This is a genomic window from Mycobacterium sp. IDUB_39 (assembly GCF_055419205.1).
Genome location: NZ_JBVAXF010000002.1, coordinates 134848 through 161142 on the forward strand (window position 1 = coordinate 134848; position 26295 = coordinate 161142).

General features: G+C 66.0%; 27 protein-coding genes and 1 tRNA gene. 11 read left to right on the forward strand and 17 right to left on the reverse strand.

Going from position 1 to position 26295, the window contains the following annotated elements; translation table 11 throughout:
* Nucleotides 1-21 precede the first annotated feature (21 nt).
* From ACZY0X_RS06785 to gabT, 4 genes are read right to left on the reverse strand one after another with little or no spacing between them, the layout of a single operon-like run.
* Nucleotides 22-1137 carry a CaiB/BaiF CoA transferase family protein gene (locus tag ACZY0X_RS06785; RefSeq protein WP_463768889.1) on the reverse strand — a complete coding sequence of 372 codons (1116 nt, stop codon included), beginning with the start codon at nucleotides 1135-1137 and terminating at the stop codon, nucleotides 22-24.
* Nucleotides 1134-2606 (reverse strand): aldehyde dehydrogenase family protein, encoded by a 1473-nt coding sequence (locus ACZY0X_RS06790; protein WP_463768890.1) that lies wholly within the window; start codon nucleotides 2604-2606, stop codon nucleotides 1134-1136. The genes ACZY0X_RS06785 and ACZY0X_RS06790 overlap by 4 nt, the downstream gene beginning before the upstream one ends.
* A 33-nt stretch (nucleotides 2607-2639) precedes the next feature.
* Nucleotides 2640-3833, reverse strand: coding sequence for an acyl-CoA dehydrogenase family protein (locus ACZY0X_RS06795; RefSeq protein ID WP_463768891.1), 1194 nt, complete (start codon nucleotides 3831-3833; stop codon nucleotides 2640-2642).
* 47 nt (nucleotides 3834-3880) lie between these two features.
* Complete coding sequence (gene gabT, locus ACZY0X_RS06800; protein ID WP_463770535.1) at nucleotides 3881-5233, reverse strand: 4-aminobutyrate--2-oxoglutarate transaminase; 1353 nt, start codon at nucleotides 5231-5233, stop codon at nucleotides 3881-3883.
* A gap of 252 nt (nucleotides 5234-5485) precedes the next feature.
* Between gabT and ACZY0X_RS06805 the strand changes: the two genes are divergently transcribed.
* A tRNA-Thr gene (locus tag ACZY0X_RS06805) sits at nucleotides 5486-5560 on the forward strand.
* A 22-nt stretch (nucleotides 5561-5582) separates the two neighbouring features.
* Here ACZY0X_RS06805 and ACZY0X_RS06810 read toward each other — a convergent pair.
* The gene (locus ACZY0X_RS06810) at nucleotides 5583-6314 is read right to left on the reverse strand and encodes a hypothetical protein (RefSeq protein WP_463768892.1); all 732 of its coding nucleotides are present in this window, start codon (nucleotides 6312-6314) and stop codon (nucleotides 5583-5585) included.
* A gap of 129 nt (nucleotides 6315-6443) precedes the next feature.
* On the opposite strand from ACZY0X_RS06810, the gene ACZY0X_RS06815 reads away from it, so the two are divergent.
* Nucleotides 6444-7163 carry a response regulator transcription factor gene (locus ACZY0X_RS06815; RefSeq protein ID WP_241403048.1) on the forward strand — a complete coding sequence of 240 codons (720 nt, stop codon included), beginning with the start codon at nucleotides 6444-6446 and terminating at the stop codon, nucleotides 7161-7163.
* Between the two features lie 18 nt (nucleotides 7164-7181).
* The gene (locus ACZY0X_RS06820) at nucleotides 7182-8615 is read left to right on the forward strand and encodes a sensor histidine kinase (RefSeq protein WP_463768893.1); all 1434 of its coding nucleotides are present in this window, start codon (nucleotides 7182-7184) and stop codon (nucleotides 8613-8615) included.
* Nucleotides 8616-8618: 3 nt separating this feature from the next.
* On the opposite strand, the gene ACZY0X_RS06825 is transcribed toward ACZY0X_RS06820, so the two are convergent.
* Nucleotides 8619-9023, reverse strand: a complete 405-nt coding sequence (locus tag ACZY0X_RS06825; RefSeq protein ID WP_463768894.1) for an HIT family protein — start codon at nucleotides 9021-9023, stop codon at nucleotides 8619-8621.
* A gap of 266 nt (nucleotides 9024-9289) precedes the next feature.
* Here ACZY0X_RS06825 and ACZY0X_RS06830 point away from each other — a divergent pair, with 266 nt between their 5' ends.
* Both ACZY0X_RS06830 and ACZY0X_RS06835 read left to right on the forward strand, forming a co-directional pair.
* A complete protein-coding gene (locus ACZY0X_RS06830; RefSeq protein ID WP_463768895.1) occupies nucleotides 9290-10177 on the forward strand; it encodes a polyprenyl synthetase family protein in 888 nt (295 codons plus the stop codon).
* Nucleotides 10174-11190: a LacI family DNA-binding transcriptional regulator gene (locus tag ACZY0X_RS06835; protein ID WP_463768896.1), complete on the forward strand. Its 1017-nt coding sequence runs from the start codon at nucleotides 10174-10176 to the stop codon at nucleotides 11188-11190. The genes ACZY0X_RS06830 and ACZY0X_RS06835 overlap by 4 nt, the downstream gene beginning before the upstream one ends.
* A 14-nt stretch (nucleotides 11191-11204) precedes the next feature.
* Here ACZY0X_RS06835 and ACZY0X_RS06840 read toward each other — a convergent pair whose 3' ends face one another.
* Nucleotides 11205-12722: an APC family permease gene (locus ACZY0X_RS06840; protein WP_463768897.1), complete on the reverse strand. Its 1518-nt coding sequence runs from the start codon at nucleotides 12720-12722 to the stop codon at nucleotides 11205-11207.
* Nucleotides 12723-12889: 167 nt separating this feature from the next.
* Between ACZY0X_RS06840 and ACZY0X_RS06845 the strand changes: the two genes are divergently transcribed.
* On the forward strand, nucleotides 12890-13672 hold the full coding sequence (locus ACZY0X_RS06845; protein ID WP_463768898.1) for a carbon-nitrogen hydrolase family protein: 783 nt from the start codon (nucleotides 12890-12892) through the stop codon (nucleotides 13670-13672).
* 98 nt (nucleotides 13673-13770) lie between these two features.
* Here ACZY0X_RS06845 and speB read toward each other — a convergent pair whose 3' ends face one another.
* A complete protein-coding gene (speB, locus tag ACZY0X_RS06850) occupies nucleotides 13771-14760 on the reverse strand; it encodes an agmatinase (protein ID WP_463768899.1) in 990 nt (329 codons plus the stop codon).
* Between the two features lie 187 nt (nucleotides 14761-14947).
* Here speB and ACZY0X_RS06855 point away from each other — a divergent pair, with 187 nt between their 5' ends.
* Both ACZY0X_RS06855 and ACZY0X_RS06860 read left to right on the forward strand, forming a co-directional pair.
* Complete coding sequence (locus tag ACZY0X_RS06855) at nucleotides 14948-15361, forward strand: ester cyclase (protein ID WP_463768900.1); 414 nt, start codon at nucleotides 14948-14950, stop codon at nucleotides 15359-15361.
* A gap of 56 nt (nucleotides 15362-15417) precedes the next feature.
* Complete coding sequence (locus tag ACZY0X_RS06860) at nucleotides 15418-15681, forward strand: thioredoxin domain-containing protein (protein WP_463770537.1); 264 nt, start codon at nucleotides 15418-15420, stop codon at nucleotides 15679-15681.
* Here ACZY0X_RS06860 and ACZY0X_RS06865 read toward each other — a convergent pair.
* The 9 genes from ACZY0X_RS06865 to ACZY0X_RS06905 form a co-directional block, all read right to left on the reverse strand.
* Nucleotides 15668-16516: an SDR family NAD(P)-dependent oxidoreductase gene (locus ACZY0X_RS06865; protein WP_463770539.1), complete on the reverse strand. Its 849-nt coding sequence runs from the start codon at nucleotides 16514-16516 to the stop codon at nucleotides 15668-15670. The genes ACZY0X_RS06860 and ACZY0X_RS06865 overlap by 14 nt on opposite strands.
* A complete protein-coding gene (locus ACZY0X_RS06870; RefSeq protein WP_463768901.1) occupies nucleotides 16513-16944 on the reverse strand; it encodes a nuclear transport factor 2 family protein in 432 nt (143 codons plus the stop codon). The genes ACZY0X_RS06865 and ACZY0X_RS06870 overlap by 4 nt, the downstream gene beginning before the upstream one ends.
* Nucleotides 16945-16952: 8 nt before the next feature.
* On the reverse strand, nucleotides 16953-18080 hold the full coding sequence (locus ACZY0X_RS06875) for an NDMA-dependent alcohol dehydrogenase (RefSeq protein WP_354523661.1): 1128 nt from the start codon (nucleotides 18078-18080) through the stop codon (nucleotides 16953-16955).
* Nucleotides 18081-18174: 94 nt separating this feature from the next.
* Entirely contained in the window at nucleotides 18175-18723 is a 549-nt protein-coding gene (locus ACZY0X_RS06880; RefSeq protein ID WP_463768902.1) for a nuclear transport factor 2 family protein, read from the reverse strand.
* Between the two features lie 2 nt (nucleotides 18724-18725).
* Complete coding sequence (locus ACZY0X_RS06885; protein WP_463768903.1) at nucleotides 18726-18935, reverse strand: ferredoxin; 210 nt, start codon at nucleotides 18933-18935, stop codon at nucleotides 18726-18728.
* 4 nt (nucleotides 18936-18939) lie between these two features.
* Nucleotides 18940-20334, reverse strand: coding sequence for a cytochrome P450 (locus ACZY0X_RS06890; RefSeq protein WP_463768904.1), 1395 nt, complete (start codon nucleotides 20332-20334; stop codon nucleotides 18940-18942).
* Nucleotides 20331-21155 (reverse strand): SDR family oxidoreductase, encoded by an 825-nt coding sequence (locus ACZY0X_RS06895; protein ID WP_241403062.1) that lies wholly within the window; start codon nucleotides 21153-21155, stop codon nucleotides 20331-20333. The genes ACZY0X_RS06890 and ACZY0X_RS06895 overlap by 4 nt, the downstream gene beginning before the upstream one ends.
* Nucleotides 21156-22361, reverse strand: coding sequence for a cytochrome P450 (locus tag ACZY0X_RS06900; RefSeq protein ID WP_463768905.1), 1206 nt, complete (start codon nucleotides 22359-22361; stop codon nucleotides 21156-21158). It abuts the gene before it with no gap.
* Nucleotides 22362-22970, reverse strand: coding sequence for a TetR/AcrR family transcriptional regulator (locus tag ACZY0X_RS06905; protein WP_463768906.1), 609 nt, complete (start codon nucleotides 22968-22970; stop codon nucleotides 22362-22364).
* A gap of 202 nt (nucleotides 22971-23172) precedes the next feature.
* Here ACZY0X_RS06905 and ACZY0X_RS06910 point away from each other — a divergent pair, with 202 nt between their 5' ends.
* The 3 genes from ACZY0X_RS06910 to ACZY0X_RS06920 are packed head-to-tail and all read left to right on the forward strand — an operon-like array spanning nucleotide 23173 to nucleotide 26290.
* Nucleotides 23173-24642 (forward strand): aldehyde dehydrogenase, encoded by a 1470-nt coding sequence (locus ACZY0X_RS06910; RefSeq protein WP_463768907.1) that lies wholly within the window; start codon nucleotides 23173-23175, stop codon nucleotides 24640-24642.
* A 9-nt stretch (nucleotides 24643-24651) separates the two neighbouring features.
* Nucleotides 24652-25416 carry an SDR family oxidoreductase gene (locus ACZY0X_RS06915; protein ID WP_463768908.1) on the forward strand — a complete coding sequence of 255 codons (765 nt, stop codon included), beginning with the start codon at nucleotides 24652-24654 and terminating at the stop codon, nucleotides 25414-25416.
* Between the two features lie 13 nt (nucleotides 25417-25429).
* Nucleotides 25430-26290, forward strand: coding sequence for an NAD(P)-dependent oxidoreductase (locus ACZY0X_RS06920; protein WP_463768909.1), 861 nt, complete (start codon nucleotides 25430-25432; stop codon nucleotides 26288-26290).
* The last annotated feature ends 5 nt before the right edge of the window (nucleotides 26291-26295 follow it).

The following is a 26295-nucleotide window of genomic DNA, read 5'->3' on the forward strand; positions in this document are numbered from 1 at the left end:
CGCATGCGGTGCTCGGTGCTGTCATCGCTGGGCGCCACCTCCCAGTCGGGGTGGGGCGCTGCGGTAGGTGGGCGGTGTGCGGGACATCGAGATCGGGTTGGCGACCTGTGGTGTGTGACTGCCGGGCACGGCCACAGTGGGGACCAGCCCGAGCTTCTCGGCGAAGGCGAATGCCTCGGCGATGTCGTTGATGGGGCCCGCCGGCACGCCGACATCGGACAGCAGCGCGTACCAGTGGTCGGCGCCTTCGCTTTTCAGCGTGGCGGTGAGGATGTCGATGAGCGCGTCACGGTGGCGCACGCGCAACGCGTTGGAGCTGAACCGATCATCCTCGATAAGCCAGTCCAGCTCTAGGGCACGGGCCAGCAACGCGAACTGCTTGTCGTTGCCGACGGCCAACGCGATGGGCCTGTCCGCCGTTGAGAACGTCTGGTACGGCGCGATACTGGGGTGCCGATTGCCCATGATGGCGGGCGTGGCGGCCGCGCCGAGGTAGCCCGAGGCCTGATTGACCAAGGAGGACAGCAGTACTGACAGCAGGTCGGTGTCGATTCGCTGTCCTTCACCGGTGCGGTCGCGGTGTGCCAGGGCGAGCAGGATGCCGCTCAGTGCGTGCGCGCCGGCGAGCACGTCGACCAGCGCCACCCCCACCTTGGTGGGTTCGCCGGGGCCGGGGCCAGTCATGCTCATCAGCCCGCCGACCGCTTGAACGAGCAGGTCGTAGCCAGGTAGGTCGGCGCCGCCATCGCGGCCGAAACCAGTTATGGCGCAGTAGATCAGGTTTGGGCGCAGTGCGCTCAGGGTGTCGTAGCCCAGGCCGAGTCTCTCCATGGTGCCGGGACGGAAGTTCTCCACGACGATATCGGCGCCGGTCACCAGGTCGCGGGCGCGGGCGACGTCTGCGGGGTCGGTGAGGTCGAGCACCACTGAACGCTTGTTGCGGTTGACGGCATTGAAATAGGTGGCCACCCCATCGGAGTCATACGGTGGTCCCCACTCGCGGGTGTCGTCACCGACCCCAGGGCGTTCGATCTTGATGACATCGGCGCCGAAGTCGCCCAGCATCATGGTGGCGTACGGTCCGGCGAGCACGCGGCTGAAGTCGACGACGACAATCCCGTCGAGTGCGGCACTCATGGGCGTGCCATTCCGCCGCGCAGGTACACCGTGGTGGTGTGGGTGAAGAACTCGCGTGCGGCGCCGCCCTGCTCTTTGGGGCCCAGACCGCTCTTCTTGGCGCCCCCGAACGGCACATGGGGGTCGGCACCGGCGGATTCGGAGTTGACGTGCAGCACCCCGACGTCGATGGTGTCGATGGCCCGCAGGGCGCGAGTCAGGTCCTGGGTGAACACGGCTGCCGACAGCCCGAACTCGCTGTCGTTGGCCAACGCGAACGCCTCGTCGTCGTCGGCGGCGCGTCGCACTGCCAAGACGGGTCCGAACAGTTCGTCTGTCCATATGTCAGCCGGTTCTCCCGTGAGTTCCACGACAGTGGGGGAGATGAAGTAGCCACCGGCCAGCGGCCCGTCCAGATCCACTGACCCGCCGGTCAGCAGCGAGGCGCCCTGGCTGGTCGCGGTAGCGATGCCGGTGCTGATGGACTTGTGCGCCGAATCGTTGACCACCGGTCCCATCTGGGTGGAATCGTCGGTCGGGTCACCCACGATGAGTGCGCGGGTCTTGCTGGTCAGTGCGTCCAGGAAGCGATCGGCGATGCCGTCGGTGAGGATCAATCGCGATGTGGCGGTGCACTTTTGGCCAGTGGAACGGAACGCACCGAGCATCACCTGTTCGAGGGCGAGATCAGCGTCGGCGTCGTCGAGGACGATGGCGGCGTTCTTGCCGCCCATCTCGCACTGCGCCGGCACCCCGCGCGCTGCGGCCGCGGCGGCGATGCGCCGGCCGATCCCGGTGGAGCCGGTGAAGGTGATGGCGTCGACGCCAGAGTGATTGACGATGCCGTCGCCGAGATCCGAACCGCCGATCAGCAGGTTGAGCACACCCGCCGGCAGCCCGGCGGCGCTGAGCGCACGCGCGAGGTGCGTCGCCAGCAGTGGCACCGTGCTGGCCGGTTTCCACACCACGGTGTTGCCATAGATCAGGGCGGGTGCGATCTTCCAGGCCGGGATCGCGATCGGAAAGTTGAACGGGGTGATGACACCGACCACGCCGACGGGTTTGCGGGTCACCAGGATCTGCTCGCCGCGCCGCGGTGAGGAGTAGATCTCGCCGGACTGACGATCACCCTCGTTGCCGTAGTAGCGCAGGATCTGTGCGGCGCGGCGTACTTCGCCGACACCCTCGGCCTTGGTTTTGCCCTCCTCGGTGGCCAGGTCCAGCCCCCAGTCCTCGGCGTGGCGGTCGATGACGTCGGCGGCCGCCAGCAATACCGCCCCACGCTCGTGGATCGGTTTCGCACTCCACCCGGGCAGGGCATCGGTGGCGGCAGTGACCGCCGTGTCCAGGTCGGCCGCGGTGGCCGCACCCCCGTGGGCCACGATGATCTCAGGCCGGGCGGGGTTGAGGCTTCGCAGTTGTTGGCCGGTGCCCGAAATCCACTCACCGGCCACCAGGTGCTGCAGTTCCACGGGGGTGTAGACAGTCATGGTTGTTCCCATTCAGGTTGCGGCAGAGGGTGATCAGCGGAAGGCGGCTTGGCCGGTGAGGGCCTTCCCGATGGACAGCATGTGCATCTCGGAGGTGCCCTCGTAGGTCAGCACCGATTCGAGGTTGTTGGCGTGGCGCAACGGGGAGTACTCCAGGGTGATTCCGCTGCCGCCCAGCAGGGTTCGGCATTCCCGGGCGATGGCGATCGCTTCGCGGACGTTGTTGAGCTTGCCCAGTGAGACCTGCTCGGGGCGCACGCCCTCGGCGTCCTTGATGCGGCCCAGGTGCAGCGCCAGCAGCATGCCCTTGCCCAGTTCCAGTGTCATGTTGGCGAGCTTCTCCTGGGTCAGCTGAAAGCTCGACAGCGGCCGGTCGAACACGTCGCGGGTGCCGGTGTAGGCGATCGTGGTCTCCAGGCTGTCGCGGGCGGCGCCCAGCGCACCGAACACGATGCCGAAACGCGCCTCGTTGAGACACGACAGCGGTGCGCTCAGACCGGACGCGTGAGGCAGCTGGGCCGAGGCGGGCAGCCGGACGTTGTCGAGCACCAGCTCGGAGGTCACCGATGCGCGCAGCGACAGCTTCTTGTGGATCTCGTTGGCGGTGAAACCGGGTGTGTCCGTGGGTACCAGGAAGCCTCGGACACCGTCGTCGGTCTGAGCCCACACGGTGGCCACGTCGGCGAGGTTGCCGTTGGTGATCCACATCTTGGTGCCGTTGAGCACCCAGTCGCCGCCGTCGCGGCGGGCGCGGGTGCGCATACCGGCCGGGTTGGAGCCGAAGTCGGGCTCGGTGAGGCCGAAGCAGCCGATCGCGTCACCGGCGGCCAGCCTGGGCAGCCACTCGCTCTTCTGCTCCTCGGAGCCGTAGCGGTGGATGGAGAACATCGACAGCGAGCCCTGCACCGAGACGAAGCTGCGGAAGCCACTGTCGCCGGCTTCGAGTTCCAGACACGCCAGGCCGTAGCTGACGGCATTGGTTCCGGCGCAGCCGTAGCCGTCGAGGTGCATGCCCAGCACACCGAGGTCGCCGAACTCCTTGGCCAATTCCCTGGGCAGGGTTGCGGATTCGAACCAGTCCTCGACATTGGGCTTCAGTCGAGACTCCACGAACTTACGCACGGTGGCGGCGATGTCGCGTTCGTCGTCGTCGAGCAGACGATTGGTGTCGAAGAGCCCCAGCGGCGTGTAGGTCTTCTCGGTACGGGAGGCGGAGGTGATGGTCATGGGTGGCTCCAGATGGGTGCGAGGTACTGAGTACGGGTGGGCTGCGGTCAGAGTTGCGCGAAGGCGTCGCGTACGACGTCGAGGCCCTCGATGAGCAGCTCATCGGTGATCGACAGCGGGGGCAGGAATCGCAGCACGTTGCCGAACGTGCCTGCCGTCAAGGTCAATACGCCGTTGTTCTGGCAGTGCCGGGTGACCGCGGCGACGGCGTCGCGGTTGGGGGATCGTCCACCGGGCACGACGAGTTCGGCGGCGATCATCGCGCCGCGGCCGCGGATCTCGCCGATCACCTCGGTGGTGGCGGCGATAGCGCGCAGTTCGCGCACCAGGATCTCGCCCACGGCCTGGGCGCGGTCGAGCAGGTTGTGGGTGTCGATCTCGTCGAACACCCCGAGGGCGGCCGCGCACGCGACGGGGTTGCCGCTGTAGGTGCCGCCGATGCCGCCGGCGTGCGCGGCATCCATGATGTCCGCGCGGCCGGTGACCGCGGCCAACGGCATACCGCCGGCCAACCCCTTGGCGGTGGTGATCAGATCGGGCACGATCCCGTCGTGCTCGCTGGCGAACCACGTTCCGGTGCGCGCGATCCCGGTCTGCACCTCGTCGGCGACGAGCACGATGCCGCGGTCGCGGCAGAAGTCGGCGACCGAGCGCAGGAACCCGTCGGCGGGCACGATGAAACCGCCCTCGCCCTGGATGGGTTCGATCACCACGCACGCAACCGCATCGGCGCCGATCTGGGCGTCGATGAGTTGCGCGAACTGGCTGAACGCCTCGGCCGCGCAGTTGTCCGGGCCAGAGGGCCAGCGGTAGGGGTAGGCCATCGGCGCCCGGTACACCTCGGGAGCGAACGGGCCGAAGCTGTGCTTGTAGGGCTGGTTCTTGGCGGTCATCGTCATCGTGAGCAGCGAGCGGCCGTGGAAGGCGTGGTCGAAGACCACCACGGCGGGCCGCTTGGTGAACGCGCGGGCGTACTTCACGGCGTTCTCGAGCGCCTCACTGCCGGTGTTGAACAACGCCGTGCGCTTCTTGTGGTCGCCCGGGGTGATCCGGTTGAGGACCTCGGCCACCTCGATGTACGGCTCATACGGTGTCGCCAGGAAGCACGTGTGGGTGTAGCGGGCCAGTTGTGCGGCGGCGCGTGACACGACCGCGGGGGCGGCGTTGCCGACCGTCGTCACGGCGATACCGCTGCCGAGGTCGATGAACGAGTTCCCGTCGACATCGACGACGACGCCACCGCCGGCCGCCTCGGCGTACACGGCGGCGCCGCTGGACAGCCCGGCGGGCAGTGCCGCGGTGCGCCGTGCAGCCAGCTCGCGAGATCGCGGCCCGGGCACCTCGGTTATGAGCCTGCGTTCCTGGCGGAGGCCGGGGCCACCCACCACCGTGTCGATCATCGTCATCCCGATCGTCCCTTCACATCGATGTGTGGTCAGCGTAGGAACGTCGACCCCCCGGCCCTATGGCCGAAGTGGACAACTACGGAGCTATCGATGTCCATATCGGCGATGCCTCGATAGAGCGTGGTGTCTGAGACGGAGCGGCGGTGCCCGCGGGTCGACCGTCGCCATCGTCTGCCCAAGCAGCGGCCGGAATCAATGTCGTAGGGTCGCCCAGTAAGATCCCCGATGATCCATCGAGGTGGACCCGCCTCCGTAGCTCAGTGGTAGAGCAACGCTCTTGTAAAGCGTAGGTCGTCAGTTCAATCCTGACCGGGGGCTCCATCAATCGGCATAGCGCTCGGTGTCAGTCCTCGTGGTCGATGACCCGCTGAGAGGTGACGGTTTGAGGTGCGGGGCGGCGCCCCGGCCGACGGCCCGGGAATGGGATCCGATCAGCGATATTGCTCAGCGGGTTGACCACCTGACTCAGCGTGACGACGGCATCGTGCAGCGCATCAATGGTGGGCGCCAGGGCCTCAAGGCCCGGTGCCAGCCGGTTCAACGTGTCGGCGACATCGGCCAGCTGCTCCAGCGGTCCGTTGCGAGCCGTGAGCTTGTCGATCAGGCCACCCTCGGCCAGCAGGCGATCCGCCAGGCCGTCCTCGGCGAGCACCCGCTCGATCAGCCCCTCCTCGTCGAGCAGTTGATCGACCAGACCGCCCGGCTCGATGGCGCGCATCAGCCCACCGTCCTCCTGGGTGAGCCGGTCCAGCGCTCCTCCGGGTGCGGTCAGCTTGTCGACGACACCTCCGGGCCGCAGTAGCCGGTCAAGTGGGCCGTCCGGCGCCAGCGCACGGCCAAGGGGCTGGTCGTCGTCGATCAGGTGCGCGATGCGGTTGGCCCGCGCCACGGCGTCGTCAAGGCCCATCATCTTCGCGACCGAGCCCGGTCCGGCCGCGCCCGTACCGGGCTCGCCGAGCGTTGCCCTGGCCATTCCCAGTGCTCCGGTGGCCATGCCGATACCGACGTCGGCGACCGCGAGCCCGACGCGCGCCGGGGCCATGGCCAGGTCCACCAGCGTTTTGCCGAGGTTCATGACATCGAGTCTATGACCGGCGTCACAGTTCGCCAGGATGAGGGGTGTCGTGGCAAGCTGAGAGAATTCACAGGAAGCTCACAGCGCCTGCGCAGTTCCTATCGCAGCTAAAGGGTGGAGATTGATCGCATGGCCATGCCAGCAATTACCGAGAATGTTCCAGAGGCGCGGGTGCTCGTTGTCGACGACGAGACCAACATCGTCGAACTGCTCTCTGTGAGCCTGAAGTTCCAGGGCTTCGAGGTGCACACCGCGTGCAGCGGACCCGCAGCCCTCGACAAGGCGCGTGAAGTGCGACCGGATGCCGTGATCCTCGACGTGATGATGCCGGGGATGGACGGGTTCGGTGTGCTGCGCAGGCTGCGAGCCGATGGCATCGACTCCCCGGCGCTGTTCCTGACCGCGCGGGACACCCTGCAGGACAAGATCGCGGGTCTGACGCTCGGCGGCGACGACTACGTGACCAAGCCATTCAGCCTCGAGGAGGTGGTGGCGCGCCTTCGTGTGATCCTGCGGCGGACGGGACGCGGTGTCGAGGAGACCCGCAGCGCCCGGCTGTCGTTCGCCGACATCGAACTCGACGAGGACACCCACGAGGTGTGGAAGGCCGGTGAGCCGGTCTCGCTTTCGCCGACCGAGTTCACCCTGCTGCGCTACTTCATCATCAACGCAGGCACCGTGCTGTCGAAGCCGAAGATCCTCGACCACGTCTGGCGCTACGACTTCGGTGGCGACGTCAACGTCGTCGAGTCCTACGTGTCATACCTGCGACGCAAGGTCGACACCGGTGAGAAGCGGCTACTGCACACGCTGCGCGGCGTCGGCTACGTGCTGCGCGAGCCGCGGTAGCGCGCCCTGATCGAGGGAATGGCGACACTGCGCGGGCGAGGGATTCCACTCCGGGTCGGGCTGGTGGCCGCGACCCTGGTTCTGGTCGCCTGCGGACTGTTGGCCTCAGGTGTTGCCGTCACGTCGATCATGCGACACAGCCTGGTCAGTCGCGTCGATCAGTCCTTGCTCGACGCGTCCCGCGGCTGGGCGCAGGCGCCCCGGCGAGCCCCTGCCGCCCCCATCGAGGGCCCGAACCCGGCGCGACCCCCGTCGGACTTCTACGTGCGCGGCATCGATTCCGAGGGAGACAGCTGGATTGCGGTCAACGACCGCGATGCCGAACCCGCGTTGCCCGACGACAACGACGTCGGGCCAGTGCCCGTGACGGTGGGCTCGGTCAACCACTCGGGGGTTGAGTGGCGGGCGATGACCGTGCGCGGCATACGCGGCGAACTCACCACGGTGGCCATCGACCTGTCCGAGGTGCAGTCGACGATGCGCGCGCTGACGTGGTCGCAGGTCGGCATCGGTGTCGCGGTGCTGTTGGTGATCGGCATCGCCGGTTTCGCAGTGGTGCACCGCAGCCTGCGACCGCTGGTCGAGGTGGAGCAGACGGCGGCCGCGATAGCGAACGGTGAACTCGACCGACGCATCCCGCAGCGTGACCCCCGTACCGAGGTGGGCCGATTGTCATTGGCGCTCAATGGCATGCTCTCTCAGATCCAGCACGCGGTCGCGGCATCGGAGCTGTCGGCCGAACAGGCCCGCACCTCCGAGGACCGGATGCGTCGGTTCATCACCGATGCCAGCCATGAGCTCCGAACCCCGTTGACCACCATTCGCGGGTTCGCCGAGCTGTACCGCCAAGGCGCCGCCCGTGACATTGAACTGCTGATGAACCGCATCGAGAGTGAGGCTCAGCGGATGGGCCTACTCGTCGAGGATCTGCTGCTGTTGGCCCGGCTCGACGCGCAGCGACCGTTGGAGCGCCGCCGAGTGGACCTGCTGTCGCTGGCTAGCGACGCGGTGCACGATGCACGGTCGGTGGCGCCCAAACGGGATATCGCGATGGAGGTCTTCGACGGCCCTGGCACACCCGAGGTACTCGGCGACGAGGCCAGACTGCGCCAGGTCCTGGGCAACCTCGTGGCCAACGCGCTGCAGCACACCCCGGAGGCGGCGCGGGTCGCGATTCGGGTGGGCACCGACGGGGACGCCGCCGTGCTGGAGGTGTGCGACGAGGGCCCCGGCATGAGCCGCGAGGACGCGCATCGAGTGTTCGAGCGGTTCTACCGGACCGACTCATCGCGGGCGCGGACCAGCGGCGGCACCGGTCTTGGGCTCTCGATCGTCGACTCGCTCGTATACGCGCACGGCGGCCGGGTCAGCGTCATCACCGCGCCCGGCGAGGGCTGTCGGTTCAGGGTCAGCCTGCCGCGCATCGCCGAGGTGGCGGTGCCGGTCGGCTGAGCGTCAATCCAGTTCGGCCAGAGCGGCTTTGATCTTGGCCTGTGCCTCGTCGAGGGATTCCGGCGACGGATTGCGGTCGACGTTCGCGAAGCCGAAGTCGGACAGGTTGCGGGCGGGGAACACGTGCACGTGCAGGTGCGGCACCTCGAGGCCGGCGATGATCACACCGGACCGCTCCGTGTCGAAGGCCTTGCAGACGGCCTTTCCGATTCGTTGCGACACGCTCATCACGTGCTGGAACGCCGCAGGATCGACGTCCTGCCAGTTGTCGATCTCGGCCCGCGGCACGACCAGCGTGTGGCCCTGCGTCATCGGCTCGATGGTCAGGAACGCCACCACGTCGTCATCCTCGTAGACGAAGCGGCCGGGCAGATCCCCGTTGATGATCATGGTGAATACGGACGCCATGACCCGAGCATGCCAGACCGTCACGCCGTCGTTCAGAACAGTGGTCACCCTTACGGTGCTGAACCGATTTGGCACTGGTCGCGTCCGACCGTATCCTGGTTGGATTCCTCGCACTCGCCGGAGAAGGGAACCGTGTGACGACTCCCATCGCTCTCCCTCGAGACGCGGAACCGTTCCGTGCTGAGGCGATCGATGCCCAGGTGGCCTCCGTGGCCGCCAGTCTCAGGGCCCGGATATCCGAGCGCCTCGCGAATATCCCGCTCCCAGTGGATGATCCATCGACGATCATCGGTGCCCTCTCGGGCGGGAAACACCTGCGCGCGCGGACTGTGCTCCTGATTGCTCACGCGTTCGGTGCACCTGATCTGAGATTCGCCGCCGAGGCCGCCGTCGCTCTTGAGTTGCTGCACACCGCCTCGCTCGTTCACGACGACATCATCGACGGGTCCCGATTCCGCCGCGGGCAGCCATCGCTGCACTACGCCGCGGACGAGGCCACCGCGATCCTCATCGCAGATCTGCTCATCGCCATGTCGTTCGAAACCGCGGCAGTCCTCGGGGAGCGTGCCGTGACTCCGCTCGCCCGCGCCTTCGGGCAGCTATGCAGGGGACAGCTGCTGGAACCGGCGCTTGAGTGGAGCGACGAGGCCCGGCCCGCGATCGAGGACTACGCGACGCTCAAGACCGGCGCGCTCTTCGGAGCGGCCTTCGAACTCGGCGCCATGGCAGCCTCCTGCGACACGGGATTCCAGGACCGCTTCCGCAGAGCGGGCGAACGGCTCGGTCTCGCATTTCAGCTCTCCGACGACCTTCTCGATGTCAGAGACGACGCGCTGAACCTCGGTAAGGATCACGGAGCCGATCTCCGCAACGGAGTTCCCACGGTTCCGCTCTGGGGTGCCTATCGCCGACTCCTCGATCGGGGTGAGACCCGTTCGGCCGCAGACCCATCGCTGCGCGATGCTCTGGCCGAAGAAGCAGGTTCGGATCGCACACTTCACTCCACGAGGGAGCGGATCTCTGCTCTGGTCGAGGAGTCGCGGGTGCTGCTGCCCCCGGCGAGGCAGTCCCAGGCACTCGATCTCACCGTGCGCACAGTCCTGGGCGGTCTCGAACAATTCTCGAGCACGCATTCCGAGGCCGAGGTTCCGTGAGATCTCGCCGCATCACCATCAAGGACGTCGCGCACGAAGCCGGCGTCTCCATAGCCACGGCGTCGGAGTCGCTGAATGGCAAGGGACGCGTCGCTCCCGCTACCCGTCAGAACGTGATCGACGTCGCGAATCGACTGGGGTACACGGCGAACCGGATCGCCAAGAATTTGAACGCGGGCAGGACCGGCTCGCTCGTGCTGACCGTCTCTCCGATGGCCGTGCAGTCCTCGACCGCAGATCTGCAGCCCGAGTGGGACATCGAATACTATTTCCGGGTCCTGAACGGGGCGACCGCCGAAGCCTTCCAGCGCGGGTTCCTAGTTTCCATGCTCCCCTCCCACTCATCCTCACAGGCGTTCCTCTCCGCGGCCGACGGCCTCATCGTCGTTGACCCGAGCGATGACGATCCGCTGCTCGCCGAAGCCGCGCACGCCGGCTTGGCCTGCGTCACCATCGGCCGGAACTCTGGCGAGTTCAGCTGGGTGGACAACGACTTCTCCACGGGCACGACGACGGCTCTGGCTCATCTCAATGCGGTCCGCAGTTCACGAACGGCGCTGTTTCTGAGCGAGACCAGTTCCTCCTATGTGCGCGACGAGCTTTCGGCGTATCTCGATTGGTGCTCGACAGTCTCACTTGAGCCCATCATCATCCGCTCGCCCGGTCCGCGTGTGGATGAGGCCGAGCCCGTGATCCGGGCCGCGCTCGCATCGCCCGACCGCCGTTTCGATGCCGTGCTCGCCACTCTCGACACCCTGGCCTTCGCCGCTGAGCGAGGCGCGCACCTGCTGGGGATGGCCGTCCCCGAGGACCTTCAGGTGGTCAGTCTCACGGACAGCCGCTACCTCGACTACGGGCTGCAGAAGCCGATCACCGCGCTCGATCTGCACCCGGTCCGGCTGGGCCAGGTCGCGGTCGATCTACTGCTCTCCGCGCTGGACGGAGAGGCCGGTCGGCGACGCGAACTCGTGAACGCATCGCTGACCGTGCGGGAGTCGACGCTCGCGGACTGACGTGTCATCCGTCCTCACACGGTCTCCGAGGTGGTGAGGCGGTCTCCCGCGGTGTCGCGACGAGGCTCGTGCTCCGTATCGTCGTCAGCCGACTCGTCACGCTCGAAGATCACGATCGTGCGCCCCGTGGAAGCCGCGTGCAGTCTCCTTCGATGCACCCACGCCTCCACCACAACACCGAGCAGACCGACGGTGACGGCTCCGATGATCGTCGACCAGTCGCTGGCCCATCCACCGCCGGTCTCCCGCGGCCACGCGACGTTGACGATCTGGAATACGAGCCACATCAGCGCAATCCACCCCGTCGCGCGCCCTGCGCGTCCCAGGAAGAGGCCGGGCTCGTCTTTCCACTGCCCGCGAACGCGCGCGATGGCCAGGCCGAGGATCGGAAAGAGGAAGGAGATGAAGAAGCCCACTGAGGAGAAGGAGATCAGGGCCATCTGAATGCCCTCGCTCTGAAACGGGATGAAGAGCAGCATCGCGATGATCGCTGTGACGATGACCGCCCGCCGCGGCAGCCCCGTCTCTCCGGAGAGGCGCGTGAGGAGACGCGCGAACGGCAGCTCTCCGTTTCGTGCGGTGGCCCAGACGATTCGGGAAACCGTGATCTGAATGGTCATGAGACTCGCGGCGAAGGCGATGACGAAGAGGGCGAGGACGCCGCGGAACACCGGCTCGGGAAGCGCGGCAGCCATGATGGCAACGGCCGGATCGGCAGCGTTGTCGGGGTTTTGCAGGAAGGCCTCGTTCGGCACCGCGAGGGTGAACGCGAGCGTGCTGAGCAAGACGATGCTCATGATGGCGAAGAACGAGATCACCATCGCGCGGGGCACGGCCCGCTTCGGTCGCTTGACCTCCTCGGCGATCGAGCTCGCGCTCTCGAAGCCGATCGCGAAGTAGCTCGAGAACGCGATGGCCATCACGAGCGGGGCAGAGAAGAGCACCCCTTGGTAGTCGAAGAGTGCGGCCGGTGACAGGTAGTCGAGGTCCTGATGGCGCTCGAACACGAGCAGCCAGATGGCAACTCCGACCGACCCCACCGCCTCGGCGACGATCACTGCGACCATGAGGATCTTGATGAAGACCCGCCCGGCGAGATTCACCAGCGTGCTGAACGCGAGGAGGGCGACCGCCAACCACGTGACAAGGCCGTGATCGGCGCCCGAGACGTCGAAGATGGGCGGGAGCAGCACGGCCCCGGCGTACGCGACCGCGGGAAGTGTGATCAGGAGTGTCCAGATGTAGGTCCACGAGGCGAACCAGCCGTACCGAGATCCCAGGAGACGGCGAGACCACTGATAGATACCGCCCGAATCCGCCCACTTCGAAGCCAGCACGCCCAATGTGAGCACCACGACGAACTGCCCCGCGTAGAGGATGAGGCCGCCCCAGATGAACGCCGGCCCCGAGGTGGCCAGTCCGACACCGAGAACGCTGTACAGGGCAACGATCGGTGAGACGAACGCGAACGCGACGGATAGAGCGGAAAACGTGGTGAACTCTCGCTTCATCACCATCGGTGCCTTGGCCATTGGACTCCTTGATTCACTAGGTGAAGGCGTGTAACCGCGCTCACACTACGTAAGCCGAAACGTTTTAACAACCCTTGTTAAGCACCCGGTGGAGGTACTATTGGGGATCGAAACGATTTAACTCGGGCCTCACGCTCACCCCGTGACCCAGGGAAACCGGGAGTAACATGACACCGCCGACCACTCTGCGCCTCACAGTGGTTCAGGACGAGCCCCGGCCCCGGGACCTCGAGCGCAACATTTCCCACGTCGGAGACCGTCTGGCCGCGACAAGCGGAGTCGACCTGATCGTCTTCCCCGAACTCTTCCTCTCGGGGTACCAGACGACGGCCCTCGACGAGATCGCGCTGACGCCCGACGATCCCCGCATCGCGGGACTCGCGGACCGCTGTCGTTCCGCGCGCACAGCCCTACTGGTGGGATTCGTCGAACCCGGCCCCGGGGGCTACTTCGATTCCTACCTCGCCATCGACCGAGACGGCACCATCGGGAAGCCCATTCGCAAGACGCACCTGTTCGGGACCGAGCGCGAGGCATTCCTGCGCGGCGATGTGCTCGAACCGGTCACCCTCTGCGACACGAGGATTGGCGTTCTGAACTGCTTCGAGCTGGAGTTTCCCGAGGTGTCCCGCACGCTCGCGCTCCGCGGGGCGGCCCTTCTCGTCGCTGGGTCGGCCAACATGCATCCCTACGAGCGTGATCATGTCATCGCCAGCAGCGCTCGCGCGCTGGAGAATCGCGTCCCGGTGGCATACGCAAACCGGGTCGGTACCGAGTCGGGACACCACTTCTGCGGATCGAGCCGGATCGTCGACCGGGACGGCTCGGTGCTCGCCGCGCTTGACTCCGTTGAGACCGGCAGCGCGACTGCGGATGTGGAGATCGGCGTACGCAGTGAAGGGGCGATCGACATGCTCGCTCAGCGCCGCCCCGAACTCTACGAATCCTAGGAGCAGTCCGCGCAGGGGGAGTGCCGAGCGGCTCGCTACGCACAGACGGGTGCGGGCCCGGACCTGTTCGGCCCGAGCCCGCACACGTTGACTTCGAGTCAGCCGACCCTGACCGGTGTGTTGGGCGATCCCGCGTGGAATGCCAGCGCCTCCAGCGCGATACGAGCAGCGATCAGCTGAGTCCGCGTCGAGTGGTCATGCGCGGGAGCTGTCTCCGCGATATCGACACCGATCAATCCCGCGGGCGAGATGCCCCGAACGATCTGTAGCGCCTCACGCATGGTCATTCCACCCGGTGTCGGAGCGCAGGTTCCGGGCGCGTAAGCCGCGTCGAGTGCATCGACGTCGAACGTCAGGTAGAACCCCTCCTCGCCGACGCGCTCGAGAATCTGTTCGACGACCCACGCGGCGCCGTGCTCCCAGATCTCCTCCAGCCAGATCACCCGGATGCCATTGTCCCGGCAGTACTTCAGCTCCGTCTTCGGGTTCAGCCATCCGTTGATGCCGACGAGCACGATCTTCGACGGGTCGTAGCCGTTGTCGACCGCGCGCGTGATGGTGCAGCAGTGATTCAGCTCCTCGCCGCCGACATGTGGTGCGGCATCGAGGTGCGTGTCGAACTGCACCCAGCCCGGGCTCGTCCCTGCCTTCTTCGCGGCCTTGCCGACCGGAATGCTCACCGAGTGGTCACCACCGAAGACCACGGGAATCGCTCCGCCCGCGACGATCTCGGTGATATCGGCCTCCACTCGCTCGAAGGTCTTCACGGTATTTCCGAGAGCGACATTGCAGTCACCGCCGTCGGCCAGCGGAAACCGTTCGAAGAGGTCGAAGTCATAGGTCGCCTGGAAGTTCGTGAACTGCACCGAGGTCTCACGGATCGCGCGGGGACCGTAGTTGGCGCCGCTCCGGCTGATCGTTGTCGCGTCGAACGGGAAGCCGTACACGACCGCCTTCGTTCCAGACGCCTTGATCGCCTCGCGGTCGAGTTCAATGCTCGGCACACCCATAAAGTTTCCGCCGACGCCTCCGTGCAGGAGTCCGGTCCACATCGTCTCGTCGAATGAGCCGGCCGACACTTCAGTCATGGTTTCCTCACTTGTTTTCTGCGCGAGCAGAGGCTCGCAACTCCACTGGTAGATCGTCTTGGAGACCCATCGCCTTCACGGCGATGTCTGCCGAAACGATTCGGCACGACCGTAGCACTCGCCTCCTCCGGCGTCTAGGGAACGTTTTCGACGGGCATGGTCCGGACGGCACGGGCGTTACACAGGTATGACCACGCAGGACTCCGTAGCAATCGTGCACTCATTCTGGAACGACGTGTGGAACGCCCACGACCCGTCGGCGGTGGATCGGTTCGTCGTCGAGGACTTCGTCATCGTCACCGGCGGTGAGACCATCACCGGTCGCGACAACTTCAAGCGATGGATCGAGGGCTTTCTGGCCAAGGTCGACGCCCTACATCTCGAGGTCGTCGAGTCCTTCCAGAATGCCGACGGGAGCCGGGTGGCATCGCGCTGGCTGCTGACCGGGCGCAACAATGGCATCCTCGGAACGGCGCCCGACAAGCAGAACGTCGCGATGACAGGCACCGCCGTCTGGGCGGTGCGTGACGACGGCAAGCTGTTGACGAACTGGGTCGAGCGCGCGTCGTGGGAACTGCATCAGCGGCTTACCGCCGGATGAACCCAACGAGTTCGTCGGGAGTCCGCAACGACCTCTAGCGCCAGGGAGTGATCGCAGTGCTTATCGAACTGCTCACGTCGCCGGGTTGCCCCAACGCCAACGCCGCCAGAAACGTCGTTGCTGACTGCATGGCCGCGTTGGGCATTGACGTTCCGATCATCGACCGCGTCGGTCGTTACGCTTCGCCGACCGTCCTCGTTGACGGAGTTGACGTGATGCGCCCCGAGGACGGCGCACCGGCTGGAGATGCGTGCCGACTCGATCTACCAACACCGCAGCGCGTTCTTGACGCACTGCGGCAGCGGCTTACCGCCGGATGAACCCATCCAGCTCGTCGAGTGACCATGGCGGCGAGTCGTGGTGGTCGCGGTAGGCGACGATCGCGGGTGTCTGACGGTCGAAGCGGCCGACGAAACCGCCTGCGGCGATAAAGATCTGTCCCGTCACGTCATTGGCGAGGTCACTGGCGAGGTAGGCGTAGGTGGGCGCGACGTACTCCGGCGGCGCGGCGTCGAGTGCACCCTGCATGCTGATCTCGTCGAGCAACCCGCGCCGGTTCAGGTCGGCGATGTGGGCCTCGTAATCCGGGCCGGTCGACAGTCGGGTTCGCGCGCCGGGACACACCACATTCGCGCGGACGCCGTACGCGCGAAGTTCGGCGGCGATGGCGAGGGTGAGGCCGTTGACCGCACCCTTGCCCGCCGGGTATCCCGTGCCGCCGTAGTCGCCGAGAAATGCGAACGAACTGGTGTTGACGATGGCGCCGCCACCAGCGGCGACCATCCGTGGCGCTGCCGCGCGGCACGTCTCGAACACCGTGCCGAGATGAGCGTCCAGCAGATCCCGAAACTGGGCCGATGACACATTGAGGATCGATGACCCCGCCGGCTCGGCGGTTCCGGCGCAGTTGATCAGCGCATCGATGCGGCCGAATTCGTCGATGCACCGCTCGATCAACGCGTCGGCAACCACGGGATCTGCGGGGGAGCCCGCGTAACCCACGGTGCGACCGCCGATGCCGCCGACGGCGCTGGCGACGGCATCGGGGTCACGCCCATTGACGACGACGCCGAACCCCTGGCTGGCCAGGAGTTCGGCGACCGCGAGCCCGACGCCCCGGGAGCCGCCGACGACGACGGCGCCCCGACCGCTCAGCTTGCGTCCTCCTGGCCGAACTTCATCGCATCCATGTTCCAGTAGCCGCGCAGGTTGGTGATGAGGCCCTCGTCGTTCACCCGGTAGGTGAAGACACCACGCACCGTTGCGGTGAAGCCGTTCGGAAACACGGTGTGCAGCATCAGGATGTAGGCGATCTCCTCAGGCGAACTCGAGGGGAACGTCTCCTCCCGGGTGACGGTCAGGGTGTTGGGCCCGATGTTCGCGTCGTAGAACGCCGCGAGCGCTTCCTTGCCCTTCACTCCGGTGCCGTCGGGGTTGGTGACGGACTCGCCGATCGGATCCTCGACGACGATGTCGTCGGCCATCAGCGCCAGCCAGCCCTCGCGGTCACCCGACTGCACGCAGCGCCATGAGGCCTCCGACGCGGTGAGTACGGGGGACTTCTCAGCGGTTTCCTGTGACACCGCTGCTCCTACCGGTCTGCGTCGGTGTAGCGGATGACGCCGCGGATGTTGCGGCCCTCCAACATGTCCTTGTAGCCGTCGTTGATCTGCTCCAGCTTGTACTGCCGGGTGATCATGTCATCGAGGTTGAGCTTGCCCGCCTTGTACATCGACAGCAGCTGCGGGATGTCGAAGTGCGGGTTGCCGCCACCGAAGATGGTGCCCTGCAGGCGCTTCTGCATCAGGGTCAGCATCGCCAGGTTCAAGGACACATTGGTGTCCATCAGGCTGCCGATGGCGGTCAGCACCGTGGTGCCGCCCTTTGAGGTGAGGTTGACGTAGGTGTCGACGTCCGCGCCCTTCAGCTCACCCACCGTCACGATGACCTGCTTGGCCATCAGACCATAGGTGGCCTCGGCGATACCCGCGAAGGCAGCGTCAGTGTCGGGATAGGCGTGCGTGGCACCGAACTTCAGTGCGGCATCGCGCTTCCACTCCACCGGCTCGATGACGAAGATGTGGCGGGCACCGGCGTTGACCGCACCCTGGACCGCCGACATGCCGACGCCGCCGACACCGATCACCAGGACGTCATCGCCGGGGCGGATGTCGCCGGCCTTCACGGCCGAGCCGTAGCCCGTGGTCACACCACAACCGACCAGGCAGGCCACCTCGAAGGGGATCGACTTGTCGATCTTCACGACCGAGCTCTTGTGCACCACCATGTACGGGCTGAACGTGCCAAGCAGCGTCATCGGGAAGACCGGCTGGCCCTTGGCCGTGATGCGGTGTGTGCCGTCGGATACGGCCTGGCCGCCGAGCAGTCCTGCGCCCAGGTCGCAGAGGTTGCGCAGGCCGGCCTGACATGACGGACATGCGCCACACGACGGGATGAACGACAGCACGACGTGATCACCGGGTGCGATGTCCTCGACGCCGGGGCCGACCTCGGTGACGATGCCCGCGCCCTCGTGGCCGCCGAGCACCGGGAAACCGGCCATCGGGATGTCTCCGGTCACCAGATGGTGATCGGAATGGCACATGCCAGATGCCTCCATCTGGATCTTGACCTCGTCCTTGACGGGGTCGCCGATCTCGATCTCCTCGATCGACCACGGCTGGTTGAACTCCCAGATGAGAGCACCCTTTGTCTTCATCAGTACATGCCTTCCGCTAGACCCAGTGAGGCCAGACTAGAGCCATTAGTTAGATGCGTCACACCCACCCCCAAGCAACTGCTTGGCCGGGACCTCACCAGATCGGAACTGGGCTGGTCCCGATCGGGTAATACCCCGGCAGCTTCTCCCCGGCGAGGCTGCGTTCGATGCGCTCCTGCATCCCCTTGGACAACTTCCCGTTGGTCATGAGGTCGAGGTAGAGCTTCTGAACGTGGCCGAAGTCGAAGAAGTCCCGCTGCCACTCGATCTTGAGGTCGGCGTTGAGTCGGAACCAGCTGCCGCCGATGCCGTAGATCTCACGTGGCTGCGCCGAGGGGTCATCGGGATCGCTGGCGACCTGCTTCCAGAATCCGACGATCTCGTTCTGCTTGTCGTCGATGATCACCCGCTGGTAGGGGTAGTTCCAGCCCTCCAGGCCCGCCATCTCCAAACCCAGTGCAATGTCCCGGATCTCGTCGATGCCGATACACATCACGTCTTCCTTGGGGCCGATGTTCCAGCCGTAGGTCGCGTCGTCGGAGTAGAAGTCGGCCAACGGCTTCCAGTCGCCAGCCTTCTCCGCGTCCCGGTTGACCTGCAGCCAACGGTTGACCCAATCCTCCAGCTGCTCACGTGACGCCATTGTCATGCCTCTTTCTCTGTGATGGATAGTGCTTGGGTTGGACACATTTCGACGGCTCGTTCGACGTCCTCGCGGAGTTCGTCGGGCGGTTCTGCGTCGAGGATCTCGACGACGCCGCGTTTGGGCACCTTGAACACGTCGGGGGCCTCCAGTTCGCACATGGCGTGGCCCTGACACAGGTCGTCGTCGAGTTCGACGCGGTAGCACCCCACTGGACTATCCCTTGACGATTCCCGAGTCGCTGCGCTCCTGCCCGCCGGCGACTCGCTTGCGGTAGCGCACCTTGGCGGGCTGGGCCAGCTGCACGACCATCTTGGAGTGATCGTTCTGGTAGCTCTCCGACGGTTGTGACATCTCGAACTCGTACTCGCGCAGCAGAACCGAGAAGATCGCCTTGATCTGCATCTGAGCGAACGCCGCCCCGACGCAGCGGTGCTTGCCCGCGCCGAAGGGTATCCACGTCCAACGATTGGCCAGATCCTCCTGCCGCGGCTTCTCGTAGCGGTCGGGGTTGAAGACGTCCGGGTCGGGGAAGTCCTCGGGAATCCTGTTCGAGATCGCAGGCGATGCGGCCACCATCTGACCCTTGTGGATCGGGAAGCCCGCCACCTCGAACTCATCCTGCGCGACGCGCATCAGGATGATGAGCGGCGGATGCAGGCGCAGAGTTTCCTTCAGCGAGTTGTCGAGTTTCGGGATCTGGCGCAGCGCATGGAAACTCACCTCCTGGCCGTCGGCGTAGAGATCGTCGAGTTCGGCCTGAACCTGGGCGTAGACGTCGGGGTGACGTAGCAGCTCGATCAACGTCCACGACGAGGTGCCCGAACTGGTGTGGTGACCGGCGAACATCAGTGAGATGAACATGCCGGTGACCTCGTTGGCCGTGAAGCGGGGATTACCGTCGTCGTCCTTGATCGAGACCAGCACGTCGAGCAGGTCGCGATCCTCCTTGCCCTTGGGTGGGTTGGCGATCCGGCCGTCCATGATCTCCTGCACCAGTGCAACGAGTTTGACGCGTGACTCGTCACGGATGCGGAAGCTCTCGATGTCGAGGTAGGGGTCGACGTAGCAGAGCGGATCGGTCCCGCGCTCCAATTGGTGGTAGTAGTGCGCGAACCGACTGTCGAGCTGCTCGCGGAACTTCAGCCCGATGAGGCACGCCGTCGACGTGTAGATCGTCAGCTCGGAGAAGAAGTCGAGCAGCTCAATCTCGCCCTCGTCGCCCCAGTCGGCGATGATCTTCTTGACCTCGTTCTCGATGGTGGCGGCGTGGCCCTTCATCTGCTCGCCGCGCAAGGCGGTGTTGTGCAGCATCTCGGCGCGACGCTCGGGGTCGGCGTCGAACACCACGCCCTCACCGAAGATCGGCGTCATGAAGGGGTACGCCTCGGCCTGGTTGAGCTCGCTGTCGGAGGAGCGGAAGAAGAACTCGTTTGCCTCCGCCCCGGACAGCATGACGACCTGCTTGTCCGCCAGCTGGAACCAGCCGGCATCCCCGCACTCCTGCCGGGTCCGCCACATCAGGCCTATCGGGTCGGTGCGGAACTCCTCGAGGTGGCCGTGCTCGTCCTCGCCACCTGAAACCCGTTGCACCTCTTTGGTGACGGTCATGACGGCATCCCCTCATCCCCCAGGGCCAGCTTCTGACGGTCCTTGGTGTCGGTCAGTGGAGCCTCGGGCTGAAGTTCCATATTCGCGATGTACCCGCCGCGCGGGGTCTCGGCGACGAACGTGATGGCGCGTGCGAGATCTGCCGCGCGCAGGAAGTAGTCATGCCGGGCCTGGCCCCATTTGGCCCAGTCCTCCAGCGCGGGTCCGATCAGCTCGGCGGGCAGGCTCCAGCCCATCGAAGTCTTGGTCGGGCCGGGGTGCACTATCGAGGCGCGCACGCCGGTGCCCTCGAGTTCCATCTGGTAGTTGGTCACCATCGCCACGAGCGCGGCCTTGGCTGCGCCGTAGGCGCCCATGTGTGGACGCTGGCGCAGCGCGACATCGGACCCGACGAAGATCAGGTCGCCGCGCTGGCGCTCGATCATGCCGGGCAGCACCGCGCCGGCCAGACGGTTGGCCCCGACCAGGTGAATCTGCAGCTGTGAGTTGAAGTCGTCGGTGCTGATCTCGGCCAACTTGCCGAAGTACGTGTCACCGGCTCCCGCCACCAGCAGCTCGATCTCGCCGAGCGCCTCGACGGACTGAGTCACGAACGACTTCACCGAGTCGGTGTCGGTGACGTCGAGGTGGAACCCGACCGCCTCACCACCGTCGGCGCGGATCTTGGCGACCAGGGCATCGAGCTTCTCGACCCGGCGGGCACCCAGCGCCACGGGGAAGCCGTGGGCGGCGAGTTTCAGGGCGGTGGCCTCCCCGATACCGGCTGACGCGCCCGCCACGATGGCGGGTCGGCGGTCGGGAAGCGGTGCGAAACGTGGCATCTATCGGGCCTTTACGGTGATCGGAAGGTGGGCGAAACCGCGGACATTGCTGGAGTGGACGCGAACCGAGTTGGCCTCGTCGACCTCGTATCCGCGGATGCGTTTGAAGAGTTCGGCAAGCGCGACGCGGGCCTCCATGCGGGCCAGGTGCGCGCCGAGGCAGAAGTGCGCACCGCTGCCGAAGCTCTGGAGTTTGGCACCGATGTCGCGGCCGATGATGAAGTCGTCGGGGTTCTCGAACGCCCGCTCATCGCGGTGCGCCGATCCGGGCAGCAGCAACAGCACGTCGCCGTCGGGGATTTTGGTGTCGTACAGGGTGAGGTCACCGGTCACCAGGCGAGCCAGGATCTGGCTGGACGTGTCGTAGCGCAGCGTCTCCTCGACCCACAGCGGGATCCGAGACTCGTCGTCGTAGATCGGGGTGATCTGATCGGGGTTCCGGTGCCCCCAGAAGGCGGCATTGGCAAGGAGTTTCGTGGTGGTCTCATTACCCGCGATCACCATCAGGAACAGGAAGCCGAGCACCTCCTCGTCAGTGAGGCGATCACCGTCGATCTCGGCTTCCAACAGGGCAGTGGTCAGATCGTCGGCTGGCTTCTTGCGGCGCTCGGCGACCATGTCCTGGTAGTAGACGATCAGGTTGATCGACGCCTCGATCGCCTCGGCGGGCACGTCCTTGACACCGTCCTCGCGGTGCATGACGCCGTCTGCCCAGGCTCGAATGCGGTCCCGGTCCTCCTCCGGCACACCCATGAGTTCAGAGATGACGTCCATCGGCAGCTTGCCCGCGAACTCGGCGACGTAGTCAACGGTGCCGTCTTGTGCCCGCTCCATCATGGAGTCGAGGTGCTTGACCGCGAGTTCGGTTACCCGAGGCTCCAATTCGCGAATGCGACGCGGTGTGAAGCCCTTCGACACCAGCGTCCGCAGCCTGAGGTGATCGGGATCATCCATGGCGAGAAACGACATGGTCTTTGATGCGTGCGGCCCGCGGGAGATCGGGTCCAGCGACACGCCCTCGCGGTTGGACAGCGTGGTGCTGTTGCGGAAACCCGTCAGGACATCGGCGTGCCGTGACAACGCCCAGAAGCCGAGGTCGGGATTGTGATAGAGCGGAGCCTCGTCACGGAGTCGCTTGTAGTACGGGTACGGATCCTCGTGGAAGTCGTAGTCGTACGGGTCGAGCAATACGTCGGCTCGCGTCATCTATTGGTCCTCTCCAAGGATCAAGCCGACGACGTAGCTGAGTCGATCGGCGATCTGGTGGTAGGTGAAGGCGCCGCTGCCCGCATTGACCAGCGCGCCGAAGTACGTCATCTCCAGGGCAGAGACCACACGCGGATCGGCATCGGGGCCGACCGCCGAGCGGATCCTGCGGTGGATCTCGGCGCCGATGCGATCGCGGACGCGCCGCACTGTCGGGTCGGTGCCGGTCAGCAGTGCTGTGGTGCAGGCCGCGGCGACCTCGGGTTCATCGGCCACCATCAGCGCCATGCTGCGCAGCGCCTGCTCGACGCGCGCCGTCATCGGCTCGTTGACGTCGGTGAAGAAGGGGACCTGCTTCATGAGGTCGAGATACACCTCGGCGATCAGGTGGTTCTTCGAGGAGAAGTAGGTGTAGGCCGTGGCCGGCGCGACCTTCGCCCTGGCGGCCACAGCGCGCACGGTTAGGTCGGCGTAGCTGGATTCGCGCAGCATCTCCACACCGGCGGCGAGCACCTTGCGGAAGGTCTCCTCCTGCCTGCGGTTGCGCGTTGGCTCGCCAGGGTCCGTCTCGGACGTCCCTGTGATCGCGAACACCGAATCGCTGGACACATGTCCAGGTTATCGGACGGTGTGCCGCGAAGGCAAGCGGTCGCCGTGAAATGCCACTGCACCTGCTATATCTCGACGCCGACACCCCTGCGGCTTGTGTTGACCCTTGCTTCCGTCGCGCGTCTGGGGCTAAGGTTCGACGCAGTACGGCTGGACAGTTGTCCAGGCGTTTGAATCGGAAATTCTGCACATGGGAGTTCGGATGGCGCTACTGAGCGATCGCGAGAGTCGACTGCTCATCGGAGGCAAGCTGGTCACCGGCGGTTCGGGCACGTTCCCGACGCTGAACCCGGCGACCGAGGAGGTCATCGGCGTTGCGGCCGATGCGACCGCCGATGACATGAGTTCGGCGATCGGCGCGGCGCGCGACGCATTCGACGACACCGACTGGTCCACCAACCACGAACTCCGGGTGCGGTGCATTCGGCAACTGCAGCAAGCGATGCGTGATCACGTCGAGGACCTGCGCGATCTCACGATCGCCGAGGTGGGCGCACCGCGGATGCTGACGGCGGCGGCGCAGCTCGAGGGTCCCGTCGAGGATCTGAGCTTCTGCGCCGACACCGCGGAGTCCTATGAGTGGACAACCGACCTCGGTATCGCGTCGCCGATGGGCATCAAGTCCCACCGCACCATCGCCCGCGAGGCCGTTGGGGTCGTCGGCGCGATCACGCCGTGGAACTTCCCGCATCAGATCAACCTGGCGAAGATCGGACCGGCGCTCGCGGCCGGAAACACGTTGGTGCTCAAACCGGCACCCGACACCCCTTGGGCCGCAGCCGTACTCGGCGAGCTGATCACCGAGCACACCGACTTCCCCGCGGGTGTTATCAACATCGTCACCTCCAGTGACCACGGCGTGGGTGCGCTGTTGTCGAGGGACGCGCGCGTCGACATGGTGTCGTTCACCGGATCGACCAACACGGGCCGCGCGGTGATGGCCGACGGCGCGGCGACCCTGAAGCGGGTCTTCCTGGAACTCGGTGGAAAGTCGGCGTTCCTGGTGCTCGACGACGCCGATCTGGCCGGCGCATGCGCCATGGCCGCATTCACCGCGTCGATGCACGCCGGACAGGGCTGCGCCATCACGACACGTCTGGTGGTGCCACGCGCCCGTTACGACGAGGCCGTCGAGGCCGCGGCGGGAACGATGGCGGGCCTCAAACCTGGCGACCCGACGAAGCCGGGCACCATCTGCGGGCCCGTGATCTCCGCACTGCAACGCGACCGCATCCAGGGCTACCTGGACTCGGCGATCGCCGAGGGCGGCCGGTTTGCGTGCGGCGGCGGACGTCCCGCCGATCGCGACACCGGATTCTTCATCGAGCCGACTGTCATCGCGGGCCTGGACAACAACGCCAAGGTCGCCCGCGAGGAGATCTTCGGTCCCGTGCTCACGGTCATCGCTCACGACGGCGACGACGACGCGGTGCAGATCGCCAACGACTCGCCATACGGCCTTTCGGGGACGGTGTTCTCCGGCGATGACGAGCGCGCGCAGGGTGTCGCCGCGCGGATGCGGGTCGGCACGGTCAACGTCAACGGTGGTGTCTGGTATTCGGCCGACATGCCCTTCGGCGGCTACAAGCAGTCCGGCATCGGCCGGGAGATGGGGCTCGCGGGTTTCGAGGAGTACCTCGAGACCAAGGCGATTGCCACGGCAGCGAAGTAAGGAGAGACAGTGAGCCTGTACGGGGATCAGTTCAAGGAGAAGGTCGCGATCGTCACCGGAGCCGGTGGCGGTATTGGCCAGGCCTACGCCGAGGCGCTGGCGCGCGAGGGCGCGGCCGTCGTCGTCGCCGATATCAACACCGAGGGCGCGCAGAAGGTCGCCGACGGTATCAAGGGTGAGGGCGGCACGGCGTTGGCGCTGCGCGTCGACGTCTCCGACCCCGACTCCGCCAAGGAGATGGCCGCACAGACACTGGCCGAGTTCGGCGGTATCGACTACCTGGTCAACAATGCAGCGATCTTCGGCGGGATGAAGCTCGACTTCCTCGTCAGCGTGGACTGGGACTACTACAAGAAGTTCATGAGCGTGAACATGGACGGGGCGCTGCTGTGCACCCGCGCGGTGTACCGCAAGATGGCCAAGCGCGGTGGCGGGGCGATCATCAACCAGTCGTCCACGGCGGCATGGATGTACTCGAACTTCTACGGGCTGGCCAAGGTCGGCATCAACGGCCTGACACAGCAGCTCGCCACCGAGTTGGGCGGACAGAACATCCGCATCAACGCGATCGCGCCCGGCCCCATCAACACCGAGGCAAACCGCACGACCACGCCGCAGGAGATGGTGGCCGACATCGTCAAGGGCATTCCGTTGTCGCGCATGGGCGAACCGGAGGATCTAGTGGGCATGTGCCTGTTCCTGCTGTCGGATCAGGCAAAGTGGATCACAGGGCAGATCTTCAACGTCGACGGCGGACAGATCTTCCGTTCGTGAGAGGACGCAACACATGACTGAGGACCTGAAGCTGGGCTACATCGGCCTGGGCAACATGGGCGCGCCGATGGCCAAGCGGCTCGTCGAGTGGCCCGGTGGGGTCACGGTGTTCGACCTGCGCACCGAGGCGATGACGCCGCTGGCCGAAGTCGGTGCGACGCTGGCCGATAGCGTCGCCGATGTCGCGACCGCCGACATCATCAGCGTGACCGTGCTCAACGACGCTCAGGTGCGCGAGGTGGTGGCCGAGCTGGCCGAGCACGCCAAGCCGGGCACCGTCATCGCGATCCACTCGACGATCAGCCCGGAGACGGCGATCGAACTGGCCGACGAGCTGCGGCCGCGCGACATCCACGTCGTCGACGCGCCGGTGTCCGGTGGTGGGGGTGCCGCTGAGAAGGGTGAGCTGGCCGTCATGGTGGGCGCCGACCGTGAGGTGTACGAGCGCATCAAACCGGCGTTCAAGCAGTTCGCGTCGATGGTCGTCCACGCCGGGGAGCCCGGCGCGGGAACGCGAATGAAGTTGGCGCGCAACATGCTGACGTTCACCTCCTACGCCGCGGCGTGTGAGGCGATGAAGCTCGCCGAGGCCGCGGGTATCGATCTCGGTCAGCTCGGCCGGGTGGTCCGCCACACCGACGCGCTCACCGGCGGTCCCGGGGCGATCATGGTCCGCGAGGACATGACGACGCTGGCCCCCGACCACTGGCTACACGACGCGTTCACCCACACCCGCGGGCTGGGGGAGAAGGACCTCAGCCTGGCGCTGGCACTCGGCGAGGCGACGGACGTCGACCTGCCGCTGGCCACGGTGGCGCTGCAGAATCTGGCCGCCGGACTCGGTGTGCCGCACACGTCGAGCACGAGGGAGTAGCTCCT

What these genes read in the sequence shown, in the direction of transcription:
- ACZY0X_RS06785 (WP_463768889.1), bottom strand. Translation starts at nt 1,137, where the DNA reads ATGAGTGCCGCACTCGACGGGATTGTCGTCGTCGACTTCAGCCGCGTG.
- ACZY0X_RS06790 (WP_463768890.1), bottom strand. Translation starts at nt 2,606, where the DNA reads ATGACTGTCTACACCCCCGTGGAACTGCAGCACCTGGTGGCCGGTGAG.
- ACZY0X_RS06795 (WP_463768891.1), bottom strand. Translation starts at nt 3,833, where the DNA reads ATGACCATCACCTCCGCCTCCCGTACCGAGAAGACCTACACGCCGCTG.
- gabT (WP_463770535.1), bottom strand. Translation starts at nt 5,233, where the DNA reads ATGATCGACACGGTGGTGGGTGGCCCCGGCCTCCGCCAGGAACGCAGG.
- ACZY0X_RS06810 (WP_463768892.1), bottom strand. Translation starts at nt 6,314, where the DNA reads ATGAACCTCGGCAAAACGCTGGTGGACCTGGCCATGGCCCCGGCGCGC.
- ACZY0X_RS06815 (WP_241403048.1), top strand. Translation starts at nt 6,444, where the DNA reads ATGGCCATGCCAGCAATTACCGAGAATGTTCCAGAGGCGCGGGTGCTC.
- ACZY0X_RS06820 (WP_463768893.1), top strand. Translation starts at nt 7,182, where the DNA reads ATGGCGACACTGCGCGGGCGAGGGATTCCACTCCGGGTCGGGCTGGTG.
- ACZY0X_RS06825 (WP_463768894.1), bottom strand. Translation starts at nt 9,023, where the DNA reads ATGGCGTCCGTATTCACCATGATCATCAACGGGGATCTGCCCGGCCGC.
- ACZY0X_RS06840 (WP_463768897.1), bottom strand. Translation starts at nt 12,722, where the DNA reads ATGGCCAAGGCACCGATGGTGATGAAGCGAGAGTTCACCACGTTTTCC.
- ACZY0X_RS06845 (WP_463768898.1), top strand. Translation starts at nt 12,890, where the DNA reads ATGACACCGCCGACCACTCTGCGCCTCACAGTGGTTCAGGACGAGCCC.
- speB (WP_463768899.1), bottom strand. Translation starts at nt 14,760, where the DNA reads ATGACTGAAGTGTCGGCCGGCTCATTCGACGAGACGATGTGGACCGGA.
- ACZY0X_RS06855 (WP_463768900.1), top strand. Translation starts at nt 14,948, where the DNA reads ATGACCACGCAGGACTCCGTAGCAATCGTGCACTCATTCTGGAACGAC.
- ACZY0X_RS06875 (WP_354523661.1), bottom strand. Translation starts at nt 18,080, where the DNA reads ATGAAGACAAAGGGTGCTCTCATCTGGGAGTTCAACCAGCCGTGGTCG.
- ACZY0X_RS06880 (WP_463768902.1), bottom strand. Translation starts at nt 18,723, where the DNA reads ATGGCGTCACGTGAGCAGCTGGAGGATTGGGTCAACCGTTGGCTGCAG.
- ACZY0X_RS06890 (WP_463768904.1), bottom strand. Translation starts at nt 20,334, where the DNA reads ATGACCGTCACCAAAGAGGTGCAACGGGTTTCAGGTGGCGAGGACGAG.
- ACZY0X_RS06895 (WP_241403062.1), bottom strand. Translation starts at nt 21,155, where the DNA reads ATGCCACGTTTCGCACCGCTTCCCGACCGCCGACCCGCCATCGTGGCG.
- ACZY0X_RS06900 (WP_463768905.1), bottom strand. Translation starts at nt 22,361, where the DNA reads ATGACGCGAGCCGACGTATTGCTCGACCCGTACGACTACGACTTCCAC.
- ACZY0X_RS06910 (WP_463768907.1), top strand. Translation starts at nt 23,173, where the DNA reads ATGGCGCTACTGAGCGATCGCGAGAGTCGACTGCTCATCGGAGGCAAG.
- ACZY0X_RS06920 (WP_463768909.1), top strand. Translation starts at nt 25,430, where the DNA reads ATGACTGAGGACCTGAAGCTGGGCTACATCGGCCTGGGCAACATGGGC.